This is a genomic window from Microtetraspora sp. AC03309 (assembly GCF_020826795.1).
In the GTDB taxonomy this organism is placed as follows: Bacteria; Actinomycetota; Actinomycetes; order Streptosporangiales; family Streptosporangiaceae; genus Microtetraspora; species Microtetraspora glauca.
In genome coordinates this window covers 14,226-28,303 of record NZ_JADDIL010000034.1, presented here as the reverse complement: position 1 = coordinate 28,303, position 14,078 = coordinate 14,226, and the positions used below count along the sequence as shown (strand labels likewise).

The 14,078-nt window shown below is 70.4% G+C and carries 13 protein-coding genes; 10 read left to right on the top strand and 3 right to left on the bottom strand.

Translation table 11 applies throughout. The features are described 5' to 3' along the window. Window positions 1-4: 4 nt before the first annotated feature. The 3 genes from IMZ11_RS21010 (at window position 5) to IMZ11_RS21000 (ending at window position 4,006) form a co-directional block, all read left to right on the top strand. Window positions 5-2,269 (top strand): cation-translocating P-type ATPase, encoded by a 2,265-nt coding sequence (locus IMZ11_RS21010; protein WP_228644018.1) that lies wholly within the window; start codon window positions 5-7, stop codon window positions 2,267-2,269. Between the two features lie 106 nt (window positions 2,270-2,375). Then, window positions 2,376-2,963: a hypothetical protein gene (locus tag IMZ11_RS21005; protein ID WP_228644016.1), complete on the top strand. Its 588-nt coding sequence runs from the start codon at window positions 2,376-2,378 to the stop codon at window positions 2,961-2,963. Between the two features lie 248 nt (window positions 2,964-3,211). Beyond that, entirely contained in the window at window positions 3,212-4,006 is a 795-nt protein-coding gene (locus IMZ11_RS21000) for an SAM-dependent methyltransferase (RefSeq protein ID WP_374462462.1), read from the top strand. Between the two features lie 184 nt (window positions 4,007-4,190). On the opposite strand, the gene IMZ11_RS20995 is transcribed toward IMZ11_RS21000, so the two are convergent. Continuing rightward, the gene (locus tag IMZ11_RS20995; RefSeq protein WP_228644012.1) at window positions 4,191-4,355 is read right to left on the bottom strand and encodes a hypothetical protein; all 165 of its coding nucleotides are present in this window, start codon (window positions 4,353-4,355) and stop codon (window positions 4,191-4,193) included. Window positions 4,356-4,368: 13 nt separating this feature from the next. Next, window positions 4,369-5,478 (bottom strand): ADP-ribosylglycohydrolase family protein, encoded by a 1,110-nt coding sequence (locus IMZ11_RS20990; RefSeq protein WP_228644010.1) that lies wholly within the window; start codon window positions 5,476-5,478, stop codon window positions 4,369-4,371. Window positions 5,479-5,795: 317 nt separating this feature from the next. On the opposite strand from IMZ11_RS20990, the gene IMZ11_RS20985 reads away from it, so the two are divergent. The 6 genes from IMZ11_RS20985 (at window position 5,796) to IMZ11_RS20960 (ending at window position 11,263) form a co-directional block, all read left to right on the top strand. Continuing rightward, window positions 5,796-6,035: a YbaB/EbfC family nucleoid-associated protein gene (locus IMZ11_RS20985; protein WP_228644008.1), complete on the top strand. Its 240-nt coding sequence runs from the start codon at window positions 5,796-5,798 to the stop codon at window positions 6,033-6,035. Then, window positions 6,032-6,352, top strand: a complete 321-nt coding sequence (locus IMZ11_RS20980; RefSeq protein ID WP_228644006.1) for a hypothetical protein — start codon at window positions 6,032-6,034, stop codon at window positions 6,350-6,352. The genes IMZ11_RS20985 and IMZ11_RS20980 overlap by 4 nt, the downstream gene beginning before the upstream one ends. Window position 6,353: 1 nt before the next feature. Continuing rightward, window positions 6,354-9,275 (top strand): DUF3626 domain-containing protein, encoded by a 2,922-nt coding sequence (locus IMZ11_RS20975; RefSeq protein ID WP_228644004.1) that lies wholly within the window; start codon window positions 6,354-6,356, stop codon window positions 9,273-9,275. 7 nt (window positions 9,276-9,282) lie between these two features. Next, window positions 9,283-9,597, top strand: a complete 315-nt coding sequence (locus tag IMZ11_RS20970) for a hypothetical protein (RefSeq protein WP_228644002.1) — start codon at window positions 9,283-9,285, stop codon at window positions 9,595-9,597. 107 nt (window positions 9,598-9,704) lie between these two features. Next, complete coding sequence (locus IMZ11_RS20965; protein ID WP_061257848.1) at window positions 9,705-9,974, top strand: metal-sensitive transcriptional regulator; 270 nt, start codon at window positions 9,705-9,707, stop codon at window positions 9,972-9,974. Between the two features lie 230 nt (window positions 9,975-10,204). Then, window positions 10,205-11,263 (top strand): alcohol dehydrogenase catalytic domain-containing protein, encoded by a 1,059-nt coding sequence (locus IMZ11_RS20960; protein ID WP_228644000.1) that lies wholly within the window; start codon window positions 10,205-10,207, stop codon window positions 11,261-11,263. On the opposite strand, the gene IMZ11_RS20955 is transcribed toward IMZ11_RS20960, so the two are convergent. Next, window positions 11,238-11,864 (bottom strand): TetR/AcrR family transcriptional regulator, encoded by a 627-nt coding sequence (locus IMZ11_RS20955; RefSeq protein WP_228643997.1) that lies wholly within the window; start codon window positions 11,862-11,864, stop codon window positions 11,238-11,240. The two genes, IMZ11_RS20960 and IMZ11_RS20955, sit on opposite strands and share 26 nt — an antisense overlap. Window positions 11,865-11,929: 65 nt before the next feature. Here IMZ11_RS20955 and IMZ11_RS20950 point away from each other — a divergent pair, with 65 nt between their 5' ends. Continuing rightward, the gene (locus IMZ11_RS20950) at window positions 11,930-14,059 is read left to right on the top strand and encodes an AAA family ATPase (protein WP_228643995.1); all 2,130 of its coding nucleotides are present in this window, start codon (window positions 11,930-11,932) and stop codon (window positions 14,057-14,059) included. Window positions 14,060-14,078 lie beyond the last annotated feature (19 nt).

Sequence of the window (14,078 nt, the reverse complement as noted above, 5' to 3'; positions counted from 1 at the left end):
GACGATGACCTCCACCACCGAGTCTTCCATCACCCAGGACCGGCCCCAGGGCTCGGTCGAGCTCTCGATCGGCGGCATGACCTGCGCGTCCTGCGCCAACCGGATCGAGCGCAAACTCAACAAGATGGACGGCGTGACCGCGACGGTCAACTACGCCACCGAGAAGGCGAAGGTCACCTTCGCCGACGGGATCGTCCCGCAGGACCTGATCGCCGAAGTGGAGAAGGCCGGCTATACCGCGGCGCTGCCCGCCCCGCCCCGTAGGGAGACCGAGGGCGGCGGCGCGCCGGAGGAGCCGGAGGACGAGCTCCGGCCGCTGCGCAACCGGTTGATCAGCGCACTGGTGCTCGCCGTGCCCGTGATCGCGATGGCGATGATCCCCCCGCTGCAGTTCACCAACTGGCAGTGGTTGTCGCTGACGCTGGCCGCGCCGGTCGTGGTGTACGCGGGCTGGCCGTTCCACAAGGCGGCCTGGACCAACCTGCGCCACGGGGCGGCGACCATGGACACGCTGGTGTCGCTCGGTACGATCGCCGCGCTCGGCTGGTCGTTGTGGGCGCTGTTCTTCGGCACCGCGGGCACTCCCGGCATGACGCACCCGTTCGACTTCACGATTCAGCGCAGCGACGGCTCCGGCAACATCTATCTGGAGGCCGCCGCGGGTGTGACGGCGTTCATCCTGGCCGGACGCTACTTCGAGGCGCGGTCCAAGCGCCGTGCCGGCGCCGCGCTGCGTGCCCTGCTCGAACTCGGCGCCAAGGACGTGGCGGTGCTGCGGAACGGCGCCGAGGTCCGCATCCCGAGCGATGAGCTCGTGGTCGGGGACCGGTTCGTGGTCCGGCCGGGCGAGAAGATCGCCACCGACGGCGTGATCGAGGAGGGCACCTCCGCCGTCGACGCCTCGATGCTGACCGGCGAGTCCGTTCCCGTCGAGGTACGGCCGGGCGAGGCGGTGACCGGAGCCACCGTCAACGCGGGCGGCCGCCTGGTGGTCCGCGCCACCCGGGTCGGGTCCGACACCCAGCTCGCCCAGATGGCCAAGCTGGTCGAGGAGGCCCAGACCGGCAAGGCGCAGGTCCAGCGGCTCGCCGACCGGATCTCCGGGATCTTCGTCCCGGTCGTGATCGCGCTGGCCCTGGGCACGCTCGGCTTCTGGCTCGGTACCGGCGACGGTGTGGGAGCGGCGTTCACCGCGGCGGTCGCCGTGCTGATCATCGCCTGCCCCTGCGCCCTCGGCCTGGCCACCCCGACCGCGCTGCTCGTCGGGACCGGCAGAGGAGCCCAGCTCGGCATCCTGATCAAGGGGCCCGAGGTGCTGGAGTCCACCCGGAAGATCGACACGGTCGTGCTGGACAAGACCGGCACGGTCACCGAGGGCAAGATGACCCTGGTCGAGGTGCACACCGCCGAAGGCCAGGACGAGGCCGAGGTGCTGCGGCTCGCCGGAGCGCTGGAGCACGCGTCCGAGCACCCCATCGCGCAGGCCGTCGCCAGGGGCGCGGCCGAGCGGGTGGGCACGTTGCCCGCGCCCGAGGACTTCGCCAACGTCGAGGGACTCGGCGTCCAGGGCATCGTCGACGGCCACGCGGTGCTGGTCGGCCGGCCGAAGCTGCTGGCCGAGTGGTCGCAGCACCTCCCGGTCGAGTTGGAGCGGGCGTTCGCCGCGGCCCAGGCCGCGGGCCGTACGGCCGTCGCGGTGGGCTGGGACGGCGCGGCCCGTGCCGTGCTCGTCGTCGCCGACACGGTCAAGGCCACCTCGGCCGACGCCATCCGCGACCTGCGCGCGCTCGGGCTGACCCCGGTGCTGCTCACCGGCGACAACGAGGCCGTCGCGCGTACGGTCGCCGCCGAGGTCGGCATCGACGAGGTCATCGCCGAGGTGCTGCCCGCCGACAAGGTGGACGTGGTCAAGCGCCTGCAGTCCGAGGGCCGTACGGTCGCCATGGTGGGCGACGGCGTCAACGACGCGGCGGCGCTCGCGCAGGCCGACCTCGGCCTGGCCATGGGCACCGGCACCGACGCGGCGATCGAGGCGTCCGATCTCACCCTGGTCCGCGGTGACCTGCGGGTGGCGGGCGACGCGATCCGGTTGTCGCGGCGGACCCTGCGCACCATCAAGGGCAACCTGTTCTGGGCGTTCGCCTACAACGTGGCCGCCTTGCCGCTGGCCGCCGCCGGGCTGCTCAACCCGATGATCGCGGGCGCCGCCATGGCGTTCTCCTCGGTCTTCGTGGTCAGCAACAGCCTCCGGCTGCGCGGCTTCAAGTAGGACCCGCCGCCGGCGCGGAGCCGTACCGGCGGGAACGAGAACGGCGGCCCTCGGCACAACCTTCCGAGGGCCGCCGTATCCCGCTACCTTCCAGGAGGGAACCCCCGTGAAGAAGATCCCCACCATCTTCCTCCGTGACTGGGACGGCACCCCCAAGCACGTGACCCAGGAGCCCAACACGGGCTGCGCCTGGGTCTTCAACGGAGAAGGCGTCGCCACCCGCAAGTACGACGGCACCTGCGTCGCGTACCTGGCCCTGGACGGGGCCGGCGGAACCCCCGGCTGGTATGCCCGCCGCGAGGTGAAGCCCGGCAAGACCGCACCGGACGGCTTCCGGCCGCTCTCCACAGACGAGGAGACGGGGAAGACGATCGGCTGGGAGCCCATCGAGCAGTCGGCGTTCGCGAGGTGGCACGCCGAGGCGCTCGACGGGATGGAACCGCAGATCGGCACCTACGAGCTCGTCGGGCCGAAGGTCAACGGCAACCCCGAGCGGAAGGACTGCCACCGCCTCATCAGGCATGCGGAGGCCGAAGTCCTCGACGTCTCCGACCTCACGTACGACGGGATCCGGGCCGCCGTCACCCGGCTCGCGGAGCAGTACGGCTGTGAGGGCATCGTCTGGCACCACCCCGACGGCCTACGGATGGCGAAGATCAAGGCCCGCGACTTCCCCAAGCCGTCGACGCCGTGACGCCGAGCACCTTCGGCGGGTGCCGCCTCCACGGGGACGGATGCCGTACCCCGTGGGGGTGGTGCAGGGATTCTCGACCGGGTCAACCAGCTCTGTGAGCAAGAGCTCGCCGCCGCATGGCCGCAACCGGGAATGATCACCTAACCTCGCGGACCCCCACAAATCGTCCCCCTCGCCCACTACGATCGGCTCTCTGCACGCCCGGCCGCCCTTCCCCACATGGCCGGCGAGAACCTCCGAGGAGAGCGGTGCAATCGACCCCGCGAGAGATTGACGCAAACACCCCTTCACCAGCGCGGTTATACGACTACATGCTGGGCGGCACGGACAACTACGAGGTGGACCGGCAGATCGCCGACCAACTTCTGAAGATCGCCCCAGAGCTTCGCGAATTGTCGCTGGACAACCGCTCCTTCCTCACGGACGCGGTCGAATACTGCGCCAGGCAGGGCATCCGCCAGTTCCTCGACATCGGCTCCGGGCTGCCCACGCAGAAGAACGTCCACGAGGCCGCGCAGTCCGTCGCGCCAGACTCCCGCACCGTGTACGTCGACAACGACCCCTCCGTGCTCCCGCACGCCCAGACCCTTATCCAGGGTGACCCGCAGACCGTCTACATCGAGGCCGACGCGCGTGACTACCCGGCGGTGCTCCGGCACCCTGAAACCGCGCGCATGCTCGATTTCACCAAGCCCGTCGCCGTTCTCCTCGTCGCGGTCGTCCACTTCATCGACGACAGCGACGACCCGTACGGTGTGGTCGCCGGATACGCGGACCAGCTCTGCCCCGGCAGCTATGTGATCCTCGCCCACGTCACCAGTGACGACATCGACCCCGAACTCGGGGAGCGCATGTTCGGGCTGAACAGCCAGCTGAGGGTGCCGCTCACCTACCGCACGAAGGACGAGGTGACCCGGTTCTTCGACGGCCTGGAGCTCGTCGGGCCCGGCGTCATCGGCCTCGGCCGGTGGAGCCCCGATGGGGAAGTCGACGGCCCGAAGCGCAAGCTCAACTCCTGGTGCGGCGTCGCCCGCAAGGTCTAGCGCCGCTCCGAGGCGGCCGCGGCCCTCGCTGCGGCGGCCTTACCTTCGGACCGCTCCCGACCGTTTCCCGGTCTTGGCCGCGATCTCCTCGCCGACAGCCAGCGCCGCCCGGCAGGGGTCGAAGCTTGGGCGGACACCATGCCTGGTCGGGAGTTGGCTGAGATCATCTCTTCGTTCTGACCCCTCAAGGTGGAGATGTGTCGGCGACCAGCTCGCCTGCGCGGCGTGCGGCGGCCGCGTCGAGCGGCTCGACCAGAAGCATGGGCCCGGCAAGAAGGTCGGCCAGCCCGTCGCCGTCGCCGCCCTCCGCGCGGACCTTCTGCCATGCCTCGGACAGTGCTGCCGGCACGCCGCGCGGGGGATCAGCAGCCGGGATAGGCGTCCGAGGGGAGGCGGCCGCCGGTGAACGCGGTGGTGAAGTCGTCGGCGAGCCGGATGATGGCGTCTCCGCCTTCGACCCTGGACGACCATCGCCGGGGGAGCGCGGCTTCGCCGTACCGCGCGCCGAGGATGTTGCCGCAGACCGCGCCGGTGGAGTCGCTGTCACCGGAGTGGTTGACGGCGAGCAGCAGCGCCCGCTCCACGTCGTCCCCGCCGACCAGCGCGCAGTAGACGGCGATCGCGAGCGCCTCCTCGGCGACCCACGCGCCGCCGAGCGACTCCACCGCCTCGGGTGACGGGCTCCTCCCGGCCGCCAGCGCGACCGCGGCGCGGACCGCGGCGGTGGTCTCCTCGTGCGCGGGCTGCTCGCCGAGCAGGTCCAGGGTCTCCTGTACGGCGTGTTCCAGCGGCGCGCCTCGTACGAGGAAGAAGACGATCGCGGCGCAGGCTCCGGCGGCGAGGTAGCCGGTGGGGTGCCCGTGCGTGATCTGGGCGCATTCGGCCGCGAGCCGGAAGGCACGGCGCGCGTCGGAGGCGGCCAGGCCGAAGGGGGCCGAGCGCATGACGGTGCCGCATCCCTTGGAGCCGGGATTGACCGGCCCCGGCGCTCCGGGGGAGGCGAGCGGCCCGAGCTCGGTGCGCAGGCCGGACAGGCAGGCGTTCCCGGGCGCGCGGCGGGAGTACAGCCACGCCTGCTCGCGAAGCCGGCCGGTGCGTACGAGGCCGTCGGCGGGCGGCGGCACGCGATGGTCCTGGGTGTCCAGCCAGCGCAGGTAGGCGTTGCGGACGACCGCCACCTCGGCACCCCCGAAGCCCCTGCTCCGGGCGCGCAGATGGGCGCGGATCAGCCCTTCCACGGTGAACAAGGTCATCTGGGTGTCGTCGGTGATCAGACCGACGGCGCCGCGCCTGTCGTGGACGAGGTCGGTCAGCCCGTCCTGGCCGTGGACGCGGCGGATGGCGGCGATCGAGTCGAACTCCACGGGAGCGCCCAGAGCGTCGCCGATCGCCCCGCCGAGGAGGCACCCGCGCACCCTGCTCCCGAAGGCCGGGTCGTCCGTTCCGGTGTCTGTCGTCGCGCTGTCGGTCACAGCGATGGTCTCCTCTCGTACGGCTCGATTCGACCGTAGCGACAGAAACCGGCAACGCGATCAGCGCGGCATCCTCGCACCTGTCTACCGCGCCTTCACCCGCGGATCAGACCCGCTTCAGGAGGTCGCTTGATCGAGGTCTCCACCGACCCGCGTATGCGTCCCCGACATTCAGACCGGGTCATCTGAGCCGACTTTTTGACGCGGAACAGAGGCTGCTGTCGCGTTGACGGGGGTTCGGGAGTGATGCCACCGTTTGTTGCGTGATCGATGAATCTGGCTCGATACACGCTCACGGTGTGCCAGGGCGATCGCCGATGAGTGACGCGCGCGAGGCGATGATCGAAAGCCTCACCGAGGAGTACATCCGGGCCGGGCCGGCCCGTGAGATGTACGGCAGGCTGGGCGAGCTGACCGTGACCTCCCACTCGGAGGACGGGATGGTCACCGTGACCGTCGGTCCGCGTGGCCAGGTGCGGAACATCGAGCTCGATCCCCGGGTCTACCGAAAGTCGTCGCCGTCCGAGCTGTCGCATTCGATCAAAGGTGAGGCGTGACGACGGCTGGGGGTAGCGGCTACTACGTGCGCTGGGTGGAACTCCAGCGACAGGCCCAGGTCGTCGACGAGGAACGCGACTTCCTGGGCGAGGTCCGTGCCGCGCTGAACGAGGCGTTCCAGCGCGAGGGCAACCCGCTGGGAGACGACCAGTACGGCGCCCAGTTCCAGAAGAACCTGACTGAGATGAAGACAGGGATCTTCGATGCGTTCGACGCGTACATCGGTGAGGTCGGGAGTGTGAGCGAGCGTCTGAGGGAGAACGCCGCGAACTACGAGCGGGCCGAGCAGGCGAACGATCCGGAGCAGCGAACCTGACATGGATCTTGATGGGCTCCTCGTCCCGGACTGGGCGAAACCCTGGGTGGGCTGGGTCGTGGGGATGGACTGGCCCAAGGGGGATGAGTCGGCGTGTTTCCGGTTGGCGGACGCGTGTGCGGCGACGGCGCGGCTGGTGGTGAAGGGTGGGGCCAGGAGGGGCGCCACGGAGGGGCTGGGCCGGGAGTGGGACGGTGAGGCGCTCAAGGCGTTCGCCGAGCATGTGGCGCGGGTGTATGGGGGGCGTGAGGCAGAGCTGGTCCAGCGCCTGGTGCGCGTCGCGCTGGAGTTCAACCGGATCGGTGTGGAGATCCAGTACACCAAGCGGATGATCAAGTTTTCGGTCGCGTTTCTGATCTTTCAGATCGGGTGGCTGCTCGCCGCGGCGGCGGGGCCGTGGGGTGGGATCTCGCTGGCGCTGATCGGCCCGCGTGTGGTGATGACGCGGATGACGGTCGTCCAGCTTGCGAGGCGGCTGCTGATCAACGTCGGTCTGTTCGGGGCGCTGGTGGGTGGGATGGACCTGGTGGTGCAGGTGACCCAGTCCCGTCGTGACGAGGTGGATTGGAAGCAGGTGCTGGCCTCGGCGGGGACGGGCGCGTTGACGGGCGCGTTCCTCACGACGTTGTCGGGTGGCCTTTCGCGGTTGTCCACTCCTGCTTTGCGGTTGGGGATGTCTCCTGCAGAGATGTCGATGTTTGAGAAGTTTGTGGCGGCGTCTGGTACGTCGATGTGGGGGATGATGGGGCAGTCCGCCGTGGCGAACGCGGGGGCTACGGCGGTGTCCTTGGGTTTGTCGGGTCAGTTCGACTGGGAGATGGTTCTCAAGGGCGGTACGTCAGGTTTTCTGGGAGGCGCTGACGCGCATTGGGCGAGTTGGGATCCTTCCGGGCGGACGTCATCCTCGTCCGGGTCGCGTTCCCTTGAGGACCCGTCGGGCGATCCGGTGGCGGATCCGGCGCGGTTGTCGGGATCGTCTGATGCGTCGGCGGGGCCGCGATCCGGTGAGCCGTCCGGGGGGACGTCCGATCCGCCGGGCGGGGCGATGGCCGATCCGTCCACGCGCCGGCCGGCCGAGGATGCTGACAGCACATCTCTGGCGCACTACGCACCGGACGATGGGACGGCCCGGCCTGACGGCACGGCGCGGCCGGAGGGCGTGACTCGCGCGGACGGAGGCGACGCCCGGCCCGGGCACGACGCGGCCCGGCCGGAAGGCACGGCCGCCAGACCCGATGGAGTGGCGGCCCGCCCGGACGGTGGGGTGACCAGGCCGGAGGGGAGGGCCGCGAGGTCCGACGGAGGAGCTCCCAGACCGGTGGATGGGGGCCGGGCTGAGGGGGCGGCGGCCAGGCCGGATGGAGGCTCGCGTACTGCCGGTGAACCACGCGCCGCTGAGGGAAGGGCCGAGGGAAGGGCATCGCGTGCCACGCCCGATCCGGTACGGCCGGACGCGGAGGGCGGGGCTGCGAAGGGCGGGCCGGCGAAGGGTGATGGCGCACGGTCTTCCGGTCCGGTGGACGAGGCCCCGACGACCGGCACGCGCCCGGACATCGACCAGTTGATCAATCACTCGGACCCGACGCGGGAACGGGCTCCGGAGAGCGGCACGGCGCGGAAACCACCGACCGAGCCTCCGGACCCGTCCGTACGGACCTCCGACGGCTCGGAAACCGCAGATGTCCGGCGTCCAGGGGATGGGGACGGTGCTCGCCGGACCTCTGATGGTGAGGAGGCCGGCGGTGGTGGCCGAGGCGGCGATCCACGACGTTCGGGGGGTGGTGACGAGGTCGCCGATCTGAGGCCTCCGGGGCGTACGCACGCTGAGGATTGGGTTGCCGATCTGAGGCCTCCCGGGCGGCGCCGTGACGGCGATGAGGTCGCTGATCTGAGGTCTCCGGGGGAGGAGCCTCCCGGGAGGAGTGGTCATCCGCCTTCAGACGTGAGCCTTCCGCGAACCGACCATGGAGAAGGCCGTACGGGACCGCTCGTGCGCGAGAGGCCGGATGAAGCGATCGCCGACGGGTTCGCGGCCATCCTTGAGCTGGACGCCGAGCGTAGTCGGCTTGCCCGGTCGGGCAGACGGCAGGAGGCTGACGCGCTTTCGTCGCAGTTCGACGGCCTTCTCGAGCGGATGGAAAGGCTTGTCCCCGATCCGGGAGAGCGTGCCTTCTATGAGCAGTACGCGCAGGTGCGGAAGAACATCGAGCTGCTCGCGGAGGAGGAGGGGCTGTCGGTGGACGCGGCCACCGAGATCATGCGGGCCGAGCTGGTGGAACTTCTGGGCGACAAGCCGGTGGTCGTGGGCATATGGACAGAAAATCTGCTGAACGTACTTGGAGATGGCCGATTCAAGTCGCAGTTCGAGACCGCTCGATCGGAGGGACTTTATGATCCCGTAAGGCGGGCGGCTTTCGAGGAGGCGTGGTTCGGCTATCCGTCGAACCTTCCGGCCAGGTTGCGGCCTATCTACGGATACGTCAACACCTTGGCTACCTTGGCCGACTCCGGAGCCGGTCGGTACACACCCCTTCCCGGTGGCCTCAGTTTGTACGGAGACGCGCAGGTCACGCTTCGGCCTGGGGTGCGGACACGGACGACCATCTGCGTGGGTGACTCCCTCACGGAGCGCAAGATTACGATGCCCAGCCCGATGCTCGACCCTCGCCCTGTGTCGTTCGGCGCGTTTCCGCGCGGTTATGTGGGGGACAGAATGCCGCGGCCGTCGCTGCGAGGGCTCGCGCGTGATTACACAGATCCCAAGTTCCTGCGGTCGCTGTACGTCGAGGCGCAGATCCACGGTGGCGTGACCGTCGCGGACATCGAGCACGTCATGTTCGTGGAGACGCCGCCCCCAGACGTACAGCAGGCTCTCGACGCCGCGAGGATTCCATGGGACTACCGTTTTCCACGCAGGAGTTGATGAGATCATGGCCAGGATAATCGCGAGACAGGCCGACGGGACGGCTCTCGTCGCCATCGGCTCCACCGGAGTGATCGTTCCCCCAGACGGCCGGATCCCCGCCGACCCCTCCCTCGCCACGATTGTCCTGGTGGACTCGGCGCTCGCACATCCCGTGTGGGAGATGGTGGACGAGCCCGTGCCCGAGGGAATGCTGCCCGCGGAGATCGTCGCGGCGATGCGCGCCTTCGCCGACGAGCAGCGCCGGATGGACGGCCCGTTCATGAGGGCGCTGATCCGGCGCCACGCCGAGGAGGCCGAGAAGAAGGCGAACGGAGCATGAGGCTGAGGGGCTCTCGCGGGTGGCCGAGGTCATGGCACACGAGGCCGAGGTCTTCGGCACGGTGCGACGAATTTGCCCGCTCATACCCCCGTGGGTATGGTGGCCGCATGGAGATGAACGAAGCGATGGTCGGCGACGCGGTGACGCGCCTGCGGCGGGCACACGGCCAGCTCGCCGGAGTGATCGCGATGATCGAGGCGGGAGAGGACTGCACGAAGGTGCTCACCCAGCTCGCCGCAGTCTCCAAGGCGCTGGACCGGGCCGGCTTCAAGCTCGTCGCGAGTGGCCTGCGGCACTGCCAGGCCGCACAGGAGCGTGGCGAGCAGCCGCCGATGAGCGTCGCCGAGCTGGAGAAGTTGTTCCTGGCTCTCGCGTAAGCCTTCGTGAAGGGCTCAGGCCCTTCTCTATGTCCGCGCAATACCCCCGGGGGTATGGCTGCGGTATCTGGAATGGATGGCGGCGCCCGGTGGGTAATCGGCACTCCAGCGGGTACCGGAACCGGGAATCGCGCGCCGCCTCCTCGGCGGATCTCTCCGCGAGGACGTGCGGCGGTGGACGGCTCGTGGGATCACGGGCCCGGTGCGCGCCAGACCAACGGGGGAGCGGGATGAAGGCGCTCGTATATCACGGCCCGGGGGCGAAGTCCTGGGAGGACGTTCCCGACGCCACGCTCCAGGAGCCGACTGACGTGGTCGTCCGCGTCGACACCACGACGATCTGCGGCACCGACCTGCACATCCTGCAGGGCGACGTCGCGGCCGTGACCGCAGGTCGCATCCTGGGACACGAGGCCGTCGGCACCGTGACCGAGGTCGGCGACGCGATCAGGGCGTTCCGGGTCGGCGACCGCGTGCTCGTCCCGGCGGTCACGCGGTGCGGCCGATGCGGGTACTGCCTGCGCGGCATGCCCTCGCACTGCCAGACCGTGGGAGGCATCGGCTGGATCTTCGGCCACCTCATCGACGGCACCCAGGCCGAGACCGTCCGCGTGCCGTTCGCCGACACCTCGCTGTACGCCGTACCGGAGGGCGTGACCAACGAGCAGGCCATCTTCCTCGCCGACTCGCTGCCCACGGGGTACGAGGTCGGCGTGCTGGCCGGGAACGTACGCCCGGGTGACACGGTGGCGGTGGTCGGAGCCGGAGCGGTCGGGCTCTCGGTGGTCCTGACGGCGGGACTGTGGGGCGCGTCCAAAGTCGTCGCGATCGACACCGACGGGTTCCGGCTGGACAAGGCGCTCGAGTTCGGCGCCACCCACGCGGTACGTGCCGGGCCCGGCGCGGTCGCCGACGTCATCGCGCTCACCGACGGGCTCGGCGTGGACGTGGCCGTCGAGGCGGTGGGACATCCGGACACGCTCAGGGCCGCGGTGTCGCTCGTACGGCCGGGCGGCACGATCGCCAACGCCGGCGTGCACGGCTCTCCGGTGGAACTGCCGATGCAGGACATGTGGATCCGGAACGTGAAGTTGACCATGGGGCTGGTCGACACGGTGTCGATTCCCACGTTGCTCACGATGGTCGCCAACGGCCGGATCCCGGCCGAGAACCTGGGCACCCACTCGTTCACATTCGGCCAGATGGAGGAGGCGTACGACGTCTTCGCGAACGCCGCGGAGAACCACGCGCTGAAGGTCGTGATCAACCAGACCGGTCGGCGGCGGTGAGGCCGTGACGGAGCAGGGTGAAGGCGCGGTCGGCGGCGCCGACGGCTGACGGGTAGGCGTCCTCGGCGCTCGTTCCCTCGGCGAGCGCCAGCCAGTTGCGCCGCGCCAGCACCCGCTGGACGGCGAGCACCTGTCCGGCCAGGAGACGGGCGGTGAGATCGTCCATGCTTTCGCCGAGCGCTTCGGCGAGCGCCTCCTCGTCCGTGGCCATGTGATGGAGCAGGCGGGCGGCCAGGCCGGGGGTCGAGAAGACCATCCGGTGGTAGCCGATGACCTCGGCGTCGTCGTTGAGGCCGGTGACGGGATCGCGCCGTGCCAGCCCGTCCAGGAAGTGCCGGTGCAGCGCGGCCAGCGGCTCCTCACCGGGAGTGCGCCGCCGTACGACGCGTGCGGCCTCGCCCTGGTGGTCGGCGATGCGGTGCAGGACGAGGTCCTCCTTGGTCGCGAAGTATTTGAACAGCGTGGGCTTGGAGACCTCCGCCGCCGCCGCGATCTCGGCCACGGACACCTCGTCGAAGCCGCGCTCCAGGAAGAGCGAGATCGCCGCCGCGGAGATCGCCTCGTGGATCCGCTGCCGCTTGAGTCCGCGAAGTCCTGTCATGCGCCCAGCATACCAAGCGTGTTGACTCGGTTAATATCTTAACCGAGTTAATCTAAGGTGGTGCGATGAGCGAACTCGACGAGGAGAAGGTCTACGCCGTGCGATGCGGGGCCGCGCTGCGCGCGATGCTGGACGGCGCCCGGCTGAACGTCATCGTCGGCGAACAGGTGGCGGGCGACCGTTACAGCGCCGAGAGGCTCGGACGTCACCTCAAGAGCCTGGCCAAGGAGCTTGCCGAGGAGCCCGGCGGGCCGCCGTTCTTCGGCCGGATGGACTTCGGCACCGGCGCGGACGCGGGAGACCACCGGGGCCGGCGGTACTACATGGGCCGGCGGCACATCTCCGGCGGTGTCGGAGAGCAGCCGATGGTGATCGACTGGCGTGCCCCGGTCGCCCGGTCGTTCTACCGGGCCGGCGCGCGTGCCACGCAGGGCCTCGCCGTACGCCGCCGGTTCGGCTGGGCGGAGAACGAGCTGACCGGATACGAGGACGAGCACCTCGACCGGGGTGAGGACGAGGGAGCCGGCGGCCGGGGTGAGGACGGGGGAGCCGGCGGCCGGATCGTCGCGGCGGAGATCGAGCGCCCCCACGTCGGCCCCATGCGCGACATCGTGGCCACCATCCAGCCCGAACAGGACGACCTGGTACGCGCCGGACTGGAGGAGTCGATCTGCGTCCAGGGCGCCCCGGGCACGGGGAAGACCGCCGTCGGCCTGCACCGGGCCGCCTTTCTGCTGTACGCCCACCGGCAGCGGCTCTCCCGCACAGGAGTCCTGGTGCTGGGGCCCAACCCGGCGTTCCTGCACTACATATCGGCGGTGCTTCCGGTGCTCGGCGAGGTGGACGTCGAGCAGACCACCATGGAGCGGCTGCTGGGCGGGAGCCCGGCGCGGGCCGAGGACGGCGACGCGGCGGCCGCCGTCAAGCACGACGTCCGCATGGCCACCGTGCTGCGCCGGGCGCTGTACGGCCGCGTGCGAAAGCCGGCCGGGCCGGTCAGCGTGGCCGACGGCTCCTCTCGCCTGCGGGTCTCCGAGGAGGAACTGCGCCGCATCGTGGACGACACCCGGCGCGAGGCCACGCCGTACGCCGTGGGACGCGAGCGTGTCCTGTCCCGGATCGTCTCCGTGCTGGGACGGCAGGCGGAGGCTCGCGGCCAGAATCTCAACGCGGTCTGGACGCGCAGGATGTCCCGTGCGGCCACCCCGTTCCTGGACGCGGTGTGGCCCGCCGTACGACCGGAGGAGGTCGTGGCGGAGGTGCTCGGCGACCCCGCCGTGCTGGCGAGGGCCGCCGAGGGTGTCCTGACGCCGGACGAGCAGGCGGCGATCCGGTGGGCGAGCCCGCCGCGCACATTCAAGAGCGCCCGGTGGTCCGCAGCCGACGCGGTGCTCATCGACGAGGTCGCCGGTCTGCTGCGACGCCCCGAGGGCTACGGCCATGTGATCGTCGACGAGGCGCAGGATCTGTCCGCGATGCAGTGCCGGGTCATCGCCCGCAGGAGCGAGTACGGCTCGATCACCGTGCTCGGCGACCTGGCGCAGGGCACGACGCCGTGGGCCGCCCGCGACTGGCGGCACCTGCTCGCGCATCTGGGCAAGCCGGAGGCGTCGGTGATCGCGCTGACGACCGGCTTCCGCGTCCCCGGCGCGGTCGCCCGGCTCGCCAACCGGCTGCTGGACATGCTGGAGGTGGACGTGCCGCCGACGCGTTCCTTCCGTGGCGACGGCCGTCTTCGCGTCACGCGGGTGCCCGACCTCACTGAGGCGACCGTCGCCGCCGTGCGCGACGCCCTCCGGCATGACGGCTCGATCGCCGTGATCGCCGATGCCGCGGCCGTGGGCGCCCTGGCGACCGCGCTGGCGGAAGAGCTGAATCGGGTGCCGCGGGGAGAACCGGCGGGCGGCGGCGTCCCGGGCGAATCATCCGGCCTGCCCGACCTGTCTGAACTCGCCGGTCTATCCGGTCGGTCTGGTATGGCCGATGGCCATGCCCGGGTCACCGTGCTGCCCGCGTCGCTGGCCAAGGGGCTGGAGTACGACCACGTGATCGTCGCCGAGCCGGCGGACATCGTCGAGGCGGAGAAACGCGGTCTCAACCGGCTCTACGTTGTGCTGACCCGGGCGGTCTCGCGGCTCGACGTGCTGCACTCCCGCCCGCTGCCCGCGGGATTCCCCCGACCGGCGGACGCATGACGCGGGCGGGCTCCGCATC

Excerpts from the sequence above, each read along its gene's own strand:
- IMZ11_RS21010 (WP_228644018.1), top strand. The coding sequence starts at position 5 with ATGACCTCCACCACCGAGTCTTCCATCACCCAGGACCGGCCCCAGGGC.
- IMZ11_RS20985 (WP_228644008.1), top strand. The coding sequence starts at position 5,796 with ATGAGTGACGCGCGCGAGGCGATGATCGAAAGCCTCACCGAGGAGTAC.
- IMZ11_RS20975 (WP_228644004.1), top strand. The coding sequence starts at position 6,354 with ATGGATCTTGATGGGCTCCTCGTCCCGGACTGGGCGAAACCCTGGGTG.
- IMZ11_RS20970 (WP_228644002.1), top strand. The coding sequence starts at position 9,283 with ATGGCCAGGATAATCGCGAGACAGGCCGACGGGACGGCTCTCGTCGCC.
- IMZ11_RS20965 (WP_061257848.1), top strand. The coding sequence starts at position 9,705 with ATGGAGATGAACGAAGCGATGGTCGGCGACGCGGTGACGCGCCTGCGG.
- IMZ11_RS20960 (WP_228644000.1), top strand. The coding sequence starts at position 10,205 with ATGAAGGCGCTCGTATATCACGGCCCGGGGGCGAAGTCCTGGGAGGAC.
- IMZ11_RS20955 (WP_228643997.1), bottom strand. The coding sequence starts at position 11,864 with ATGACAGGACTTCGCGGACTCAAGCGGCAGCGGATCCACGAGGCGATC.
- IMZ11_RS20950 (WP_228643995.1), top strand. The coding sequence starts at position 11,930 with ATGAGCGAACTCGACGAGGAGAAGGTCTACGCCGTGCGATGCGGGGCC.